Below are 15,750 nucleotides of genomic sequence, written 5' to 3' on the forward strand. Positions count from 1 at the left end.
GTACATCCTCCCCGATGAGAGATTTATTTGGAAGGAAAACAATATGACGGCACGGCAAAGTCACAGCCAAGCCAAGTCGAAACAAGACTGGCATAGCCGGTTGGAGATGTTCGAATGGAAAGCGTCTCCATACCTTTACATCGCTCCATTCTTCATCCTCTTCCTCATAGTTGGGCTGTTTCCGCTGCTTTACACCATGTGGATCGCGACTAGGCAGTTCAACACGCTCACCGGCGATGCTGGATTCGCGGTGTGCGGTTCCACTTGCGGCACCACGAATGCTTCTTGGTTCGGCAACTTCATGTGGGTGCTGCATCAGCCGACCTTCTACGTGGCATTGCGCAACTCAGTCTCTATCTTCCTGCTGAGCTCCATACCGCAGATCATCATCGCGCTATGGCTCGCATGGGTTCTTGACGCAAATCTCAAAGCTAAGACGTTCTGGCGTATGGGCGTGTTGCTGCCGTACATCGTCGCGCCTTCCGCTGCGGGCATTATCTTTTCGCAGGTTTTCTCCGACAAAATGGGTGCCATCAATGTACTGCTACAGCAAATCGGCATGCAGCCGATCATGTGGCACGGCAACACATTCTGGTCGCATGTCGCCATCGCGACCATTGTTAACTGGCGCTATATCGGTTACAACACGCTGATTTTGCTTGCCGCTATGCAGGCCATTCCCCGCGATGTGCTTGAAGCGGCCGTCGTGGATGGTGCGGGCAAATGGCGTACGTTCCGTTCTGTCACTCTGCCGATGCTTCGGCCGACGCTAATCTTCGTCATCATCACCTCGACCATTGGTGGCTTGCAGATCTTTGATGAACCTCAGATGTTCCATAACGGCGCTTCCGCCGGTGGCGGTGCGAACAACCAATACCTAACCGTTAGCCTGTACCTGTACAAGCTCGGCTTCGTCAGTGTGACCCCCGGACAGCCGAACCTGGGCAGAGCGGCCGCTGTGGCATGGATCCTCTTCCTGATTGTTGTCGCTATCTCCTTGCTGAATTATGCGCTGACCCAGCGTCTTGCCACGGGCGGGCAATCCAGAGAGTCCAAGGAAGCCGCGCGACTTTCTGCGCAACGGGATGAAGCCGAACGTCAGAAGGCCATCCGCACTGGCGTGAATGGCCGCATGGACGCACAGCAGGTGGCAGAGAGAAAGTGAGGAAATCATGGTTGATTTGACCAATGAATCCGATAAGAGGGAAGTGGGCGTTCCGGCCCTGGAACAGGTCTATGGAAAGAGTGTCGCGCGTGCGGCCAAACGGCAGCGCAATGCGCGTCTCGGCATGACATCCGAAGGACGTAAGCCTGGTTGGGGAAGCTATGCAATTCTTATTGTCACACTGCTGATATTTGTATTCCCGTTGTATTACGCGTTGTCTATCGCATCGCAGAATACGCCAAGCAACCAGTATGGTGTGAGAGCTCTGATTCCGGGCACTGCACTGCTGCATAATCTCAGTCGCGCGCTCGGCGAACTGAAATTCTGGCAGGCTTTCGGCGGAACCGTCACCGTGGCCGTGGTCGTATCCGTATCCACCGTGTTCTTCAGCACGCTTGCCGGCTACTCATTTGCCAAATTGCATTTCCGCGGTCGCAGCGTTCTGCTTACTGCAGTGGTCGCCACTATGACCATTCCGCAGCAGCTCACTGTTGTGCCACTGTATATCATGGCCAACAAGGCCGGATTGTACGGCAATCTGCTCGCTGTGATCATCCCGGGTCTGGTCAGTGCATTCGGCGTGTTCTGGATGACCCAGTACATCACCGACGCCTTGCCTTACGAATTGATTGAGGCGGCGCGAGTGGATGGCTGCAGCATGTTCCGCACCTTCATCTCCGTCGGCGTTCCCGCCGCGCGTCCTGCGGCCTCCATGCTGTTTCTGTTTACGTTCATCGGCCAATGGACGAACTATTTCTGGCCCATGCTGGTGCTCGGCGCAAACAAGAGCTACATGCTCACCACCGCTGCGGCTGCATTGAAGGGCGCGCACTTCACCGATTACACCATCGTGATGTCCGGTGTCATTCTTACTACGGCACCGTTGCTGTTGCTATTCTTCGTGGCAGGCAAGCAATTGGTCGCCGGCATCATGGCCGGTGCGGTGAAGGGCTGATTCTCAGTTTCGATGTTCTGAAATTTCACGCTCTGCTCGGTACACAATGAACCGGTCATGCCGGGCGGAGCGTTTTCACTTTCCATAATTCATGAGGAGCTTGATTATGACATTCGTTTTTCCGAAAAATTTCACATGGGGGGTGGCGACAGCCTCGTACCAGGTCGAAGGTGCCATTCACGAAGACGGGCGCACGCCATCCATCTGGGATGCTTTCTGTGCGGTTCCCGGTGCTATCGAAGATCATTCCTCCGGCGAGGTGGCCTGCGACGAATACCACCGATACCCAGAAGACATAACGTTGCTTAAAGAACTCGGCGTCAACGCCTATAGGCTTTCCATTGCATGGCCACGAATCGTTCCCTTGGCTGACGGCAAGGTCAATTCCAAAGGCGTGGAGCATTACATCAAGGTATTAGATGCCCTACGCGATGCGGGTATTCGGCCTGTCGTCACGCTATATCACTGGGATCTGCCGCAATACTTGGAAGACCAGGGAGGCTGGGCGAATCGCGATACGGCATTGCGGTACGGCGATTACGTACATGCTCTGGCCGAGGCTTTCGGCGATCGCGTCGATACATGGACTACGTTGAATGAGCCATGGTGCGCGGCATATCTCGGATATGGCAATGGCATCCATGCGCCGGGTGTGCGTGATTACGGCAAGGCGCTGTCGGCGGTGCATCACTTGAATCTTGCCCATGGCTTAGGCGCTTTGGCTGTTCACGACACACTCGGCGAGCGGGCCAAGGTATCCGTCACTTTGAACTTGAGCGCTTGCGTCGCGCAAAGCGACAGTGAGGCGGATCGTATGGCCAAGCATCGTAATGATCTGCTTTCCAATGAGGTGTTTCTCGGTCCGATGCTCGATGGCGCCTATGATCCTGAAATCTTCGACGTTACCACCGACTACACCGATTGGTCGTTCATCCGAGACGATGATCTGAAGACGATTCGCCAGCCCATTCAATGCTTGGGCATTAACTACTATTCCTCCACTCACGTGAAAGGTGTGACCGATCCTGCGGAGTGCGAGCGGCGTAGAAACGATCACATGCAGGCTGTGCCGGCGCAGGATATCGTTGATGCATTGCCGCCTGAAGGCGAACTGACGGATATGGGGTGGAATCAGGAACCGCGGGTCCTGACCGAAATGCTGGTCGGTCTTGCTAAGCGCTATCCGGGGCTGGACCTGATGGTTACGGAGAATGGTTCTGCGTGGAAGGACGAGGTGACTGAGGATTCCTCTGCTCCGGGTGGAAGGATCATCCATGATCCGAAGCGCGTAGCCTATCTTAATCATCATATTCGTGCAATCGCCGATGCCATCGAGGCCGGAGTTCCAGTGGTCGGTTATTTTGCATGGTCATTGTTGGATAATTTCGAATGGGCCTTCGGATATTCGAAGCGATTCGGCATTATCGGTGTTGACTATGAGACGCAGAAGCGTATCTGGAAAGATTCGGCATACCGGTATCGTCAGATCATCCAGGAAGGAATCTGATGTTTTCATAGGTCGTCGCCCGCGTTATGCGGGCGACGCCGTTGTTGCTTTGCTGAACGCGGCGTTATGAAACTGGATTTTTACGGTTTCGCGGCTCACTTTGTGGACCAGACACGCTGCAAGATGGAGGCTCCGGTAGGATAGACCCCAGTTTGCAGGACAAAATCCATGCACAAAAACACGCGAATTCATCTGCGAATGGTAGAAACCCGAGCGCCGGAAGGCGTTCACCCCACTACATAAAAAGGAGTGCCAATCACAATGGCTGCACAAATCTGGTACGAGAACGACGGCGATCTCTCGGTCCTCGAAGGTAAGAAGGTTGCCATCATCGGTTACGGTTCTCAGGGTCACGCTCATGCGCTGAACCTGCGCGATTCCGGTGTGGACGTCGTCGTTGGTCTGCGTCCTACCTCCAAGTCCGTCGAGCACGCCAAGGAACAGGGTCTGGAAGTCAAGTCCGTTCCGGAAGCCGCAGCTGAGGCCGACATCATCATGATCCTGGCTCCGGATCAGTACCAGCGCACCATCTGGGCCAATGACATCGAGCCGAACATCAAGCCGGGCGCAGCTGTTGCTTTCGCTCACGGCTTCAACATCCACTACGGCTACATCAAGCCGTCCGAGGATCATCCGGTCTTCATGGTCGCTCCGAAGGGCCCGGGCCACATCGTTCGTCGTGAGTACGCCAACGGCCGTGGCGTTCCGGTCGTCGTGGCCGTGGAGCAGGATCCGCGTGGCGACGCTTGGAACATCACCTTGGCTTATGCCAAGGCTCTGGGCGCTCTACGCGCAGGCGCCATCAAGACCACCTTTACCGAGGAGACCGAAACCGATCTGTTCGGCGAGCAGAATGTGCTCATGGGCGGCGTGAACAAGCTCGTTGAAATGGGCTTCGAAGTCCTCACCGACGCCGGTTACCAGCCTGAAATCGCCTACTTCGAGGTCTGCCACGAGTTGAAGATGCTCGTCGACCTCATGAACGAGGGCGGTCTGAACAAGGCCCGCTGGTCCTGCTCCGACACCGCTCAGTACGGCGACTACACCAACACCTGCATCGACGAGCACGTGCGTGAGCGCATGCAGTACCACCTGCAGCGCATCCAGGACGGCTCCTTCGCCAAGGAGTTCATCGAGGATCAGGACGCTGGCGCTCCGAAGTTCAAGGCCCTGCAGGAAGAGTACGGCAACGTCCGTATCGAGACCGTCGGTCCGAAGCTGCGCGCCATGTTCTCCTGGAACAACGGCAAGGATGACGATGCTGATATGGCCACCTTCACCGGCAAGATCGCCCGTGGCTGATTTGGCTCATTCTGCTAATCGCTGAGTCTTTATGAAAGACCGCTGCCTCACGGTGGCGGTCTTTTTTGTATGTTCTGTCGCATATTGCTCTAGGATAGATACGTACGGTTTCTTACGGTTTTTCTATAGGAAGAGATGTCATGGTCACTGCGACTGGTCCTGCTCCTGGTTCTGAAATGACAACGTCGGTTGAATCTACCGATGACCGTAGCACGGCAGGAGTTCTGCACGTCGCCGCGATTTTCGCCTCACATATGGTGTTGCAGCGCAACAAACCCATCGCCGTGTTCGGCGCGTTGGATGCTGATTGTGCCGGACTTGAGGTTTCGGCGGAAATACGCGATTTCGATGGTTCCGTGATTGTGCAGGCGCACGCGTACGCCTCCAAAGAGATCAAGAACAGCCTGTCTCCGTGGCGCGTTATGCTGCCCGCGCAACCTGAAGGCGGACCCTACACGTTGCGCGTCACCGCAGGCAACGATTTCATCGAATATTACGACGTGCTGATTGGTGAAGTGTGGCTTGCCGGCGGTCAAAGTAATATGGAACTTGAGTTGCGCAATAGCGAAAACGCTGAGGAAGCCCTCGAAAGCTGCGCTGATCCGCTCCTGCGTTTTTACAATGTGCCGAAAACCGGCGTGATTAATCGTAATGCCGAACATGCGGCAAGCTGGCAGGAATCATCGCCCGAAAATAGTGGCGTGATGAGTGCCGTAGCGTACTATTTCGCACGAAAACTGCGTAATGAACTCGATTCCGATCTTCCGATCGGCATTATCGACTGTTATATCGGGGGTACGTCGATTAGTTGTTGGATGAGCGAGGATGCGCTGAATTCCAGCGAAGCTGGGCGCGGCTATCTTGCTCGTTACGAGCAGGCGATTGCAGGCAAGACGCAGGAACAATTCGATTTGGAGTATAGCGAATGGCAGTTGCGTTCTGATACTTGGAATGCGTCGGTTGCTGCAGCTCGTGAAGCCGATCCTGATGTGACGTGGGATACGCTGACCCAACAGTACGGCGAATGCCCGTGGCCGCCACCGATGACGCCGACCTCGCAGTGGCGTCCGACTGGCCCGTTCCATGCCATGCTGGAACGCATTGTGCCGTACTCCTTGGCTGGATTCCTGTGGTATCAGGGTGAGGAAGACGAACAGTATTGCGGAACCTACCGTGAGCTGTTGGGCATGATGATCGGCGAATGGCGTGCGCTGTGGAGCGAGAATCTGCCGTTCCTGATCGTGCAGCTGCCGCAGTGGATCGACAAGAAGGTCGACGAGGGCGAAGGCGATCCGATGCTGTGGCCGGTGCTGCGTGAGGCCCAGTGGGATGCCGCACAGTCCATCGACAACGTGTTCGCCATCTGCACCATGGATTGCGGTGAATACAACAACATTCACCCGGTTGATAAGCGCACGCCCGGCGAGCGTCTCGGCAATTGTGCGCTTCACCAAGTGTATGGTATGAGCCGTATTCCGGTGTATGGTCCGACTGTGCTGGGCTTCCGCTGCGACGAAGGCGGTCGCGTGCGTCTGTTCTTCCGATATGCGCACGGCCTGCATTTCAGCGGTACTACGCCCGACAGTTATGGTGATAAGTTCGACAAGAGCCTGCCTTCGTTGGTACGACTGCCGGAATGTTCCGGTTTCGAGCTTGCCGGCGCTGATGGTGCGTTCCATCCGGCCACTGCTGCGATTTTCGTGGATTGCGATATTGACGATTTGATCAACGCGAAGGTCAATGTGGTTGACTATAACGCTACGGAGTTCGGTATTCCGATTAACAGTCGCAGTATCGGCACGATTACGTTGGCCACGCCGGAAGTGCCGGCGCCGGTGATGATGCGCTACGCGTGGCGCAGTTGGGGGCCTGCACCGTTGGCTAATGACAATGATCTGCCCGCTCACCCATTCAAGCTAGACCTGACCGATCACACCGACTCTGATCACGCTGAATAATCACGTTGCATGATTGTCGCTAGTCGACAATGAATAGCGCGCGATTGCTGTGCTTATAGTGTGCGGCAATCGCACGCTTTGTATTGCGATTGAAGTCTTGCTGATCGCACGTCAGTCAAATACGAATCAAATACCAGTCAAATAAAAAATCGTTGAAAAATCAACGTTTCTGCGATTTGCGGCACCAAAATCGCAGAAACGGATCAAATAAAATGCGCTGCACTGCGAGCGCATAGGCTATTGCGAGAGGTCCGGGCCGAATGATTCCAGGTATGCGGTCAGTTCGGCCGCCATCTGCTCGTCTTCCGGAATGCGCGGGTGACCATCCGTGCCGCAACCATTGCGTGAATACAAAAAATGTTTCACGTGAAACTCGCCCTCAGCGCCGCGGCCGTTGCCGTGGAAGATGGCGTGGAACTTACCGTCACAGCCAAGAGCTACGTGCGCGACCTGTTCTGCATGGCAGACAAGGTCGACGTGCAGGCTTCGGTGGCCGAGGGCATGGTCTCGCTGCTTCCGGGCGAAAGCGTCGTGCTGCACATCGCCACTGCCAATACCGCAGCGCTTGCCAATCAGGGTGCGTTCGCAGCCGCCAACGTGCCGCGTTCCGCCAACGATCTGAAGCGTGAATGGTGAGATTCCGCGAATACGCCGTCTACTGAAGCGGTAGAAGAGTGGATAGAGGACTACTGAAATTTCAGTTGACGTGTTCGGTTGAGTAAAAACATAAGTTGAAGCGCCACCGACCTTAAGAGACGAAAGTGTTGCGAGCACTGACTTTTCAAGAGGTTGGTCGGCGCTTTTACTGTACGATGTAGATGAATCGTTTAAGTTGCGATTTAAGTTAAGAAGAAGGACGCGGACATGCCTATTCAAAAAAGCAAGGTGACGATTTTTGACGTTGCCAAAGCTTCGGGAGTCTCTAGTAGCGCCGTTTCGTATGCGCTCAACGGCAAGTCTGGTGTTTCCGATGTGACCCGAGACAAGGTGTTGAAGGTCGCACACGAACTGGGATGGAAGCCAAATGGCGCGGCACAGGCGCTGGCCAAGTCGAAGACGCAGCGCGTGGGTCTGGTGTTGGGTTACGACCCGAAGCTGCTTTCCGTCGAACCCTATATGATGGAGCTTATTTCCGGTCTTGGCGCCGAGTTGGAAAAATACGATTATTCCCTGTTGATACGCATGGCCGTGGATGAGGCCGCGAAGCTTTCGATCATCGATGACTGGATCGCCACCGGCAACGTTGACGCCATGCTGCTCGTTAATGTTGAGCTTGGAGACCCCTGCGTTGCCTTGCTTGAGGAGCATGAGGAGATGCCGGTACTTGCCATTGCCGACGCCTCCGTGGTCGGCAATCTGCCGAGCCTGTCAAGCGCCGATGCCGATGCCGCGCGCCAAGCGGTGCGATACCTGTATGATCTCGGGCATCGTCAGATCGCCCGCGTCGGCGGTTCCGAATCGTTTGCGCACTCGTATATTCGTGATTCCGCCTTTGCAGATGTCGCTTCCGAGCTGGGCATGCGTTACCGCTGCCTGCACACCGACTACACGCCGGAGACTGGTAGCGAGGCCACGAAGCGTTTGCTGTCGTTCCCAGAGCATCCGACGGCGATCATCTACGACAATGATGTGATGGCGTTGGCAGGCCTTGGCGTGGCAGCTTCGCAAGGCATCAAAGTGCCGGAGGAAATTTCCATCATGTCGTGGGATGATTCCTTCATGTGCACCGCGGCCTATCCGAATCTGACCGCCATGGGCCGTGATGTGGTCGATACCGGTAAGCAAGCCGCCGGATTGCTGCTCAAGCTGATCGGCGGTGAGCGTGTGGGGCATCTGATGGAAGGGCCGTACGAATTGCGTGCCCGCGCTTCGACCGGTCCCGCTCCGGCAGCGGAATAAGATGCGATGATGAATTAAAAAAATCGCGATTGCGCATTTGCTGTGCCCTGACAAGGGCAGGATGAAGGCGAGCAGCGAGCCGATCACGGCAATCATCGCAAGGGTAACGCCATACAGGATCGCGACGATGTTGTCGGACTGCTTTGACATGTACCACGGGTCGAACGGCGCGAGTCCCCAGAACAGCGCGGGAATCGCGGATTGGAAATCAAAAACTGAAATCTGAAATCGTAATCTGAAATCAAAAAGCGCCCGTGCCCCTAGCTTGAGGCACGGGCGCATTGCTGCCTTACGACTTCAGGCACGCTTCTGTGTGATCTGATAGGCGGCGAACAGCACGGCCAGCCAAATCACGCCGGCGACCACGGCGATGCGATAGCTTGCGGAGAAGCACATCAGCACCACAACCAACAGCATGAACGCGATCACCACATACGGCGTCACCTTGGCGAACGGCAGCTTGAACGCAAGCTTGTCAAGCGCTTCATGGCCCTTCAATCCCTTCAAATCATTCGGACCATCGCCGGCGGCGACAACGCGACGGAACTTAATTTCCGTAATCATGATCATGATCCAATTGATCGCAGCGGCGATCGTGGCGATCGACATCAAATAATTGAATGCGAAATCAGGCCACACGAACACCACGACCACGGCGATCGCAATAATGATGGCCGACGTGATCACACCCCCGACCGGAACGCCGCGCTTGTTCAGACGGCCCAGATACGCGGGCGCATTGCCCTGCTTCGCCAACGAATACAGCATGCGCGAGTTCGCGTACAGGCCGGAGTTGTACACGCTCATCACGGCGGTCAGACACACGAAATTCAGAATGCCGGCGGCCGCGTGCACGCCCACCGAGTCGAAAATCTGCACGAACGGGCTGGAATTGCCGTCGATCGTACTCCACGGGACCACGGCCATGATCACGCCGAGCGCGCAGATGTAGAACACGAGAATACGCCAGATAATGCCGTTCGTGGCCTTCGGGATGGTGGTGCGCGGATTTTCGGTTTCGCCCGCGGTGATGCCGATGAGCTCAGTGCCACCGAAGCTGAACATCACCACGACCAGCGCCATCAGCAGGCCGGTCCACGTGCCGTCCGCATTGCGAGACATCAGGCCGTGGGGCAGGAATCCGCCGTCAACGGTGAACCAGTTGGCGAACGACGCGCGAATACCCGAAGCTGTCGGCACGTTCGCGATGATCACATACAAACCGCCGAAAATCATGGCAAGCACGGCCACGATCTTGATGATGGCGAACCAGAATTCAAATTCGCCGAACTTGTTCACGCCCATAAGATTCAGCGCCGCGATGGCCACCAGGAACACCGCCGCCGACACCCACTTCGGAATGTTCGGGAACCAGTAATTCACGAACGAGCCAACCACAGCCAACTCCACCATGGCCACCAGCACATAGTTGAACCAGTAATTCCAGCCGGAAATAAAGCCCGCACGCTTCGACCAGTACTGCGTGGCATAGTAGCTGAATGCGCCCGCCTTCGGATCCTCGACCGCCATTTCGGACAGTGCGCGCACGATCAGGAAAATCGCCAGACCGCCGATCAGATAGGCGAGCAGAATGGCCGGACCCGCCAGCTGAATCGATTCGCTGGAACCGTAGAACAGGCCGGTGCCGATCGCACCACCTAATGCGATCAATTGAATATGACGATTCTTCAAAGACTTGCGCAGCGTCGGCGGAACCGGCACATCGTCGGTTTCGCGCGGTTTCTTCGCAACGATTGCGTCGCTCATGAATGCTTCCTCTTCTTGGGTGCCTCGGCAATATTCGGCAATATTCGGCAAATTCAGCAAAAGTTTGGCGATCTTGTGATATTGCGTTCGGCAGTAGTGGTAGGTGACGCGCCTATGGTTTTTGGCATGGCACGTCTTCCCCGATTGTAGCTGTAGCGCGTGGATTCGGTTTCGTAGTGTTCAATAGTTCGATAGTCCAATAAAATGAGGGTTTTGAGAGCAATGGTTGATGCTGCTTGAACGCTGCGGGGCTGGAGGTCGTCATGGCATTCGTCAAAGACATGGTGCGTATGTGGTTGCATGCGTGGAAGCGATTCGTCTCCATCGCCATGATCACATTGCTGGGCGTTGCCGTGCTTACCGGCATTTACGCGGGATGCCGAGACGCTTTTCTCGCGACGGATCGTTTTTTCGACACCCAAGGATTGCACGATATTCAGGTGTTGTCGACGGCCGGATTGACTGACGACGATATTGCCGCGCTCCGTAAGGTTTCCGGTGTTGCGAAAGTGCAGGGCGAACGTTCGCAAACCGTGACGGTCGATCTGAACGGCAAAAAAACCGTGACCATGCAGGAGATCGGCACGAATGGCATTGACCAGCCGTATCTGCAAAGTGGCCGTATGCCTGAAAAGTCCGGCGAGATTGCGGTGACGCGCAAATTCATCAAGGATTCCGGATATAAAAAGGGCGACCATATTACGGTGACGCCCCAGGATTCGGCGTCTTCTGCGTCTTGGTTGTCCGATTCTGGAGAATCGGACAACCAGGATGGCAAAAGTGCCGCACGGGTGACCGATTCTGGAGAATCGGACAACCAGACACCGAGCTTCCCTACCGAACTGACCATTGTGGGCGTGGTGCTTGACCCGCAGGATCTCACCAATCCAGACGGCTATTCGGGTACGAACGCGTTCCGTTCCTCCGCCACCAGCGACTACACGTTCTTTGCGCCGTCCGACGGTGAGACCGGCAGCATGTACACGGCCGTCACCATTCTCGTGAAAGGCGCCGCCGACAAGGACTCGTTCAGTGACGTGTACGACGACACCGTCAGCGAAGTAGTTGACCGCATCGACGGGCAGATACGCAAGAATCGCCAGCAAGCACGCCATCAGGAACTACTCGACGCTGGAACCAAACAAATCGACGAGGCGAAAGCGCAAGCCGACAAACAGTTCGCCGCAGCGCAACAGCAGATCGACAGCAATCGCAGTCAGCTCAACCAGCAAATCGACCAAATCGTCAATATGCAGGCGGGCGCGGCTGCAGGATCCCTCGACGAAACAACCCGTGAAACACTACGTGAAACGGCAATTACCGCAAGCCCGCAATTAGCGGAAGCCAAAGCGCAACTCGACCAGGCGCAATCGAAATTGGACCAGCAGAAAAACGAAACCGAACAGACGCTGCAATCCAAGCAGAAAGAGATGGAAGACAGCATTCCGCAAGTGCGCTGGTATGTGCAGGACCGGTCGCAAATCGGCGGATTCAGCTCGCTGAAATCCGATCTGGAATCCATCCAATCGCTGGGCAACGCATTCCCGATCGTGTTCCTGCTCGTGGCCGTGATGATGAGTCTGACCGCCATGACGCGCATGGTCGAAGAGGATCGCGGGCTGATCGGCACATACACAGGGCTCGGCTACGGGCGTCTTGCGGTCGCCTCACGATACCTGCTGTTCGCGCTGCTCGCCTGCCTGATCGGCGGTGGATTCGGCCTGATCGCAGGCTTCCTTGGCATTCCAGCGTTCCTGCTTGTCGTATTGCGAGGCCTGTATGTGATGCCGGACGTACGCTTGGAATACGACTGGCTGTACGGAACGGCCGGAGTCGCGCTGTTCGTGGTCGGCGTGCTTGCCGCAACCGTGTATGCGTGCGCGCAGGAAATGCGACAGAAGCCGGCCAGTCTCATGCGTCCGAAAGCGCCGCGTGCAGGATCGCGCATTCTACTGGAGCGTATCAAGCCGTTGTGGAATCGCATGAGCTTCCTCGGCAAAGTCACGGCGCGCAACATTTTCCGCTTCAAATCGCGTCTGATCATGACGGTCGGCGGCGTGGCCGGCTGCACCGCGCTGATTGTGTGCGGACTTGCGATCAACGACACCGTTGCCGCATTGGGTGCGAAACAGTATCAGGACGTGTATCAGTACGATTTGATGGTGGTCGCGAACGATGATGACGCTGATGCGATGCGGCAGAAAGTCGCTTTGGACGGTCGCGTCACGTCGAGCATGGACGTGCGCGTTGAATCGGGTGATTTGACCGGCGATTCGGGGAGCGAAAGCATTCAGCTGGTTGCCGTGCCCGACAGTGAACGCAGCGAGTTCGGCAAGATGGTCACGTTGCAGCCGGTGCGCTCCAGTTGGGTGGATGGTGCGAAGTCGTTGTTCAGCGGGAAGTCCAGAACGTCTTCCTCTGCGTCTTCGTTGTCCGATTCTGGAGAATCGGACAACCAGACGGGTGAAAACGGGTCCCAGATGTCCGATTCTGGAGAATCGGACGCGAATGGTACTTCCGGTACGAAGGACGCGATAAGCCTGGGCGATGACGGCGTGATCGTATCGCAGTCCGCGGCAAGCGCGATGGGCGTCAACGCGGGCGACACGGTAACGCTGACCAACGGTGACGATACGCAGGCCGAAGCGCATGTCAGCGCGGTAATCCGCAGTGTGATCGGATCGGACGTGTACGTCAGCGAAACCTACTATCACCAGCTGTTCGACACTGCTGCATCCGGCACGTCTTCCGCATCTTCCGCGTCCGATTCTGGAGAATCGGACAACCAGAGCGGTAAAAACGGGTCCCAGATGTCCGATTCTGGAGAATCAGACAACAAAAACGGCAAATCCGGTACCTCGAATGGCGCATCGTCAAACGACCGGCAACTGGTGTGGAACGCCATGTACGCGAAGCTCAAAGGGTCGGGCGAATCCCAGGCCGCCTACGCGGGAAAGCTGGAAGACGATGACGCGGTCATGAAAGCCGTGAGCTGCGCGCACATGGCGGAAAGCTTCAAATTCGACCTGATGGGCGCGGTGGTCGCGCTGATAGTGGCGCTCGCGGGCGGGCTTGCGCTGGTGGTGCTGTTCACGCTCGCCAATACCAACGTGTCAGAACGTGAACGCGAGATGGCCACACTTAAGGTGCTTGGCTTCTTCGACAAGGAAGTGCATCATTACGTGAATCGCGAAATGATGGTGCTCACCATGATGGGCGTGGTGTTGGGCTTGCCGCTCGGACGTTTCGTCGGCGGATTGCTGACGGCCGCGTTGAACATGCCCGCACTGTATTTCGAAGTGGAATGCAAGCCGTTGAGCTATGTGATCGCGGCTGTCGCGACCATGGCGTTCGCGCTACTCGTGCAGCTGCTCGTCAACCCTGTACTTGACCGCATTGACCCGATCAGCTCGCTCAAGTCCGTCGAATAGGCGCATGCATGGTTGTCCGATTCTGCAGAATCGGACAACCAGACGGGTAAAAGTGCGTTACGGTTGTCCGTTTCTCCAGAATCGGACACTTAGAGTACCGGAAAGGCTCGGATTCGCGTCTCAGTTCTTCGGATAACGGTAGTTGTGTGGCAGTTGCGTGGTGAGCTGCGGGTCTAGGCCGAGTTCCTTCAACTGCCGGTCGATTTCGCGGCGCGCACGTTTCACAAGTTCGGCTCGATGTTCATCGCATTCGGCGTTGCTATGTGCCGCATCGCCATGTCCCATCGTTCCCATCGCCTCCAGTGCGTCCAACGTTTCCACCATGCGCTTGAGCCGGTCCTGATGGTGCAGCAGCGCACGTACCTGCGCATGTTCGTGTACGATCGTCCGCCAATCGGATGGCGTGTGTGCAATCTCCCGAGCCGCGGTGACCGGATGTACGTCGGCCACCTGATATGTGATCGAGCCAAGCAGCGGCATCAGGAACACTGTAATCGCACCGGCTGCGACCAGTGTTGATGCGGTGTCGCTTTGCATGGTGCCGACCTTCACCGCCAGTGACGTGACAGCGACGATGATCGGCAGCGCGGTCGTGCAATACAGCGCTACGGTGACGCGGTGATGCGATGACAGCGGATTCTCGCGTTTGTCGAGCGATAGTGCAACGTATACGGGCACCGCGCGAATCAGCATGAGCATTACGATGAACGCGACGAGCAGCGCGGGTCGGCCTGCCACGGCGCGCACGTTGATCGCGGCGCCTGACACCACGAAGAACACAGGAATAAGGAAGCCATAGCCGACGCCTTCCAGTTTCATTTCCAGCGACTTGCTGCCGTCGGGAATGATGTAGCGCAGGATGAAGCCTGCGGCGAACGCGCCGAGTACCGCGTCAAGTTCGAACAGTGCAGAAATGGTGACAAGGAAGATGAGCAGGAATGTGGTCAGTCGCATGAGCGTTTGCGATGACGTGTTCGCATTGTCCGTAAGGAAACGGTACAGGCGATGGCCGGTTTTCAGTGCTTTCGTGGGTAGCATTGCGCACAGTAGGCAGATGGCAAGGAACGCGCCGAGCACGAGCATGGTCTGCCAGCCGGTTCGGGTGGATAGCAGGATGGCCATGGCAAGGATTGGGCCGAGTTCGCCCCACGTTCCGTACGAGATGATGGCGTCGCCGATAGGGGTGCCTTCGAGGTTGCGTTCCTTGAGAATCGGCATGAGTGTGCCGAGAGCGGTGGTGGTAAGTGCTATTACCGTGGCGATGCCGTCGATGCCTTGCCTTGCGAAGAATGGAAGCAGGGTCACGACGAGTCCGGCGAGCCCCAAGGTGATGATCCATGTGACAAGGCCGACTTTGCCTTGATGTCCGGCGAGTCGTTTCGGGTTGATTTCGTAGCCGGCGAGCAGGAATAGGAACGCCATGCCGAGTTCGCTCAAGAGTTTCACGGCGTCGTTCACCTCGATCACGCCCAGTCCGTACGGACCGAGTGCGGCTCCGGTGACGAGCAGCAGCACGGTTTGTGGAATGAACCTTCCCGGAATCAACTGCGCCACAATCGGGCTGACGGCTGCCACCGCCATGATGATAGTCAATGAAACGAGCTCTTGCGTCATGTTTCTAGCCTAGTGAGTCTGCATGACGGTATTCAGAGACGTGATACCCCATGATGTACCAAAAGGGTGCGCTAGGGCAAGGTTAAGTTTTTGTAAATTTTATGGGGGGGGGGGGNCAATTCTATGAGCGTTGCTACCTGTGGAAAATGGCG

The 15,750-nt window shown here is 56.4% G+C and carries 11 protein-coding genes; 8 read left to right on the forward strand and 3 right to left on the reverse strand.

Translation table 11 applies throughout. The features are described from left to right. Positions 1-43: 43 nt before the first annotated feature. The 5 genes from CE168_RS06625 (at position 44) to CE168_RS06645 (ending at position 6,887) form a co-directional block, all read left to right on the forward strand. Positions 44-1,165, forward strand: a complete 1,122-nt coding sequence (locus tag CE168_RS06625) for a carbohydrate ABC transporter permease (protein WP_099571637.1) — start codon at positions 44-46, stop codon at positions 1,163-1,165. A 7-nt stretch (positions 1,166-1,172) separates the two neighbouring features. Next, positions 1,173-2,120, forward strand: coding sequence for a carbohydrate ABC transporter permease (locus tag CE168_RS06630; RefSeq protein ID WP_099571639.1), 948 nt, complete (start codon positions 1,173-1,175; stop codon positions 2,118-2,120). A 106-nt stretch (positions 2,121-2,226) separates the two neighbouring features. Then, positions 2,227-3,627: a GH1 family beta-glucosidase gene (locus CE168_RS06635; protein ID WP_099571640.1), complete on the forward strand. Its 1,401-nt coding sequence runs from the start codon at positions 2,227-2,229 to the stop codon at positions 3,625-3,627. A 261-nt stretch (positions 3,628-3,888) separates the two neighbouring features. Next, positions 3,889-4,929 carry a ketol-acid reductoisomerase gene (ilvC, locus tag CE168_RS06640; RefSeq protein ID WP_099571642.1) on the forward strand — a complete coding sequence of 347 codons (1,041 nt, stop codon included), beginning with the start codon at positions 3,889-3,891 and terminating at the stop codon, positions 4,927-4,929. A gap of 140 nt (positions 4,930-5,069) precedes the next feature. After that, on the forward strand, positions 5,070-6,887 hold the full coding sequence (locus CE168_RS06645; RefSeq protein WP_099571644.1) for a sialate O-acetylesterase: 1,818 nt from the start codon (positions 5,070-5,072) through the stop codon (positions 6,885-6,887). Between the two features lie 237 nt (positions 6,888-7,124). Here CE168_RS06645 and CE168_RS09265 read toward each other — a convergent pair whose 3' ends face one another. Beyond that, the gene (locus CE168_RS09265) at positions 7,125-7,253 is read right to left on the reverse strand and encodes a hypothetical protein (RefSeq protein WP_272896519.1); all 129 of its coding nucleotides are present in this window, start codon (positions 7,251-7,253) and stop codon (positions 7,125-7,127) included. On the opposite strand from CE168_RS09265, the gene CE168_RS06655 reads away from it, so the two are divergent. Together CE168_RS06655 and CE168_RS06660 are read left to right on the forward strand one after the other, a co-directional pair. After that, positions 7,254-7,523, forward strand: coding sequence for a hypothetical protein (locus CE168_RS06655; RefSeq protein WP_236824353.1), 270 nt, complete (start codon positions 7,254-7,256; stop codon positions 7,521-7,523). A gap of 228 nt (positions 7,524-7,751) precedes the next feature. Then, positions 7,752-8,786: a LacI family DNA-binding transcriptional regulator gene (locus tag CE168_RS06660; protein WP_099571645.1), complete on the forward strand. Its 1,035-nt coding sequence runs from the start codon at positions 7,752-7,754 to the stop codon at positions 8,784-8,786. 297 nt (positions 8,787-9,083) lie between these two features. On the opposite strand, the gene CE168_RS06665 is transcribed toward CE168_RS06660, so the two are convergent. Further along, positions 9,084-10,553, reverse strand: coding sequence for an amino acid permease (locus CE168_RS06665; RefSeq protein WP_099571646.1), 1,470 nt, complete (start codon positions 10,551-10,553; stop codon positions 9,084-9,086). 263 nt (positions 10,554-10,816) lie between these two features. On the opposite strand from CE168_RS06665, the gene CE168_RS06670 reads away from it, so the two are divergent. After that, positions 10,817-13,984: an FtsX-like permease family protein gene (locus tag CE168_RS06670; protein WP_099571647.1), complete on the forward strand. Its 3,168-nt coding sequence runs from the start codon at positions 10,817-10,819 to the stop codon at positions 13,982-13,984. A gap of 120 nt (positions 13,985-14,104) precedes the next feature. On the opposite strand, the gene CE168_RS06675 is transcribed toward CE168_RS06670, so the two are convergent. Further along, a complete protein-coding gene (locus tag CE168_RS06675; protein WP_099571649.1) occupies positions 14,105-15,598 on the reverse strand; it encodes a cation:proton antiporter in 1,494 nt (497 codons plus the stop codon). Between the last annotated feature and the right edge of the window lie 152 nt (positions 15,599-15,750).

Origin of the sequence: Bifidobacterium sp. N5G01 (assembly GCF_002742425.1) — a bacterium.
GTDB lineage: Bacteria > Actinomycetota > Actinomycetes > Actinomycetales > Bifidobacteriaceae > Bifidobacterium > Bifidobacterium hominis.

Excerpts from the sequence above, each read along its gene's own strand:
- CE168_RS06625 (WP_099571637.1), top strand. The coding sequence starts at position 44 with ATGACGGCACGGCAAAGTCACAGCCAAGCCAAGTCGAAACAAGACTGG.
- CE168_RS06630 (WP_099571639.1), top strand. The coding sequence starts at position 1,173 with ATGGTTGATTTGACCAATGAATCCGATAAGAGGGAAGTGGGCGTTCCG.
- CE168_RS06635 (WP_099571640.1), top strand. The coding sequence starts at position 2,227 with ATGACATTCGTTTTTCCGAAAAATTTCACATGGGGGGTGGCGACAGCC.
- ilvC (WP_099571642.1), top strand. The coding sequence starts at position 3,889 with ATGGCTGCACAAATCTGGTACGAGAACGACGGCGATCTCTCGGTCCTC.
- CE168_RS06645 (WP_099571644.1), top strand. The coding sequence starts at position 5,070 with ATGGTCACTGCGACTGGTCCTGCTCCTGGTTCTGAAATGACAACGTCG.
- CE168_RS06660 (WP_099571645.1), top strand. The coding sequence starts at position 7,752 with ATGCCTATTCAAAAAAGCAAGGTGACGATTTTTGACGTTGCCAAAGCT.
- CE168_RS06665 (WP_099571646.1), bottom strand. The coding sequence starts at position 10,553 with ATGAGCGACGCAATCGTTGCGAAGAAACCGCGCGAAACCGACGATGTG.
- CE168_RS06670 (WP_099571647.1), top strand. The coding sequence starts at position 10,817 with ATGGCATTCGTCAAAGACATGGTGCGTATGTGGTTGCATGCGTGGAAG.
- CE168_RS06675 (WP_099571649.1), bottom strand. The coding sequence starts at position 15,598 with ATGACGCAAGAGCTCGTTTCATTGACTATCATCATGGCGGTGGCAGCC.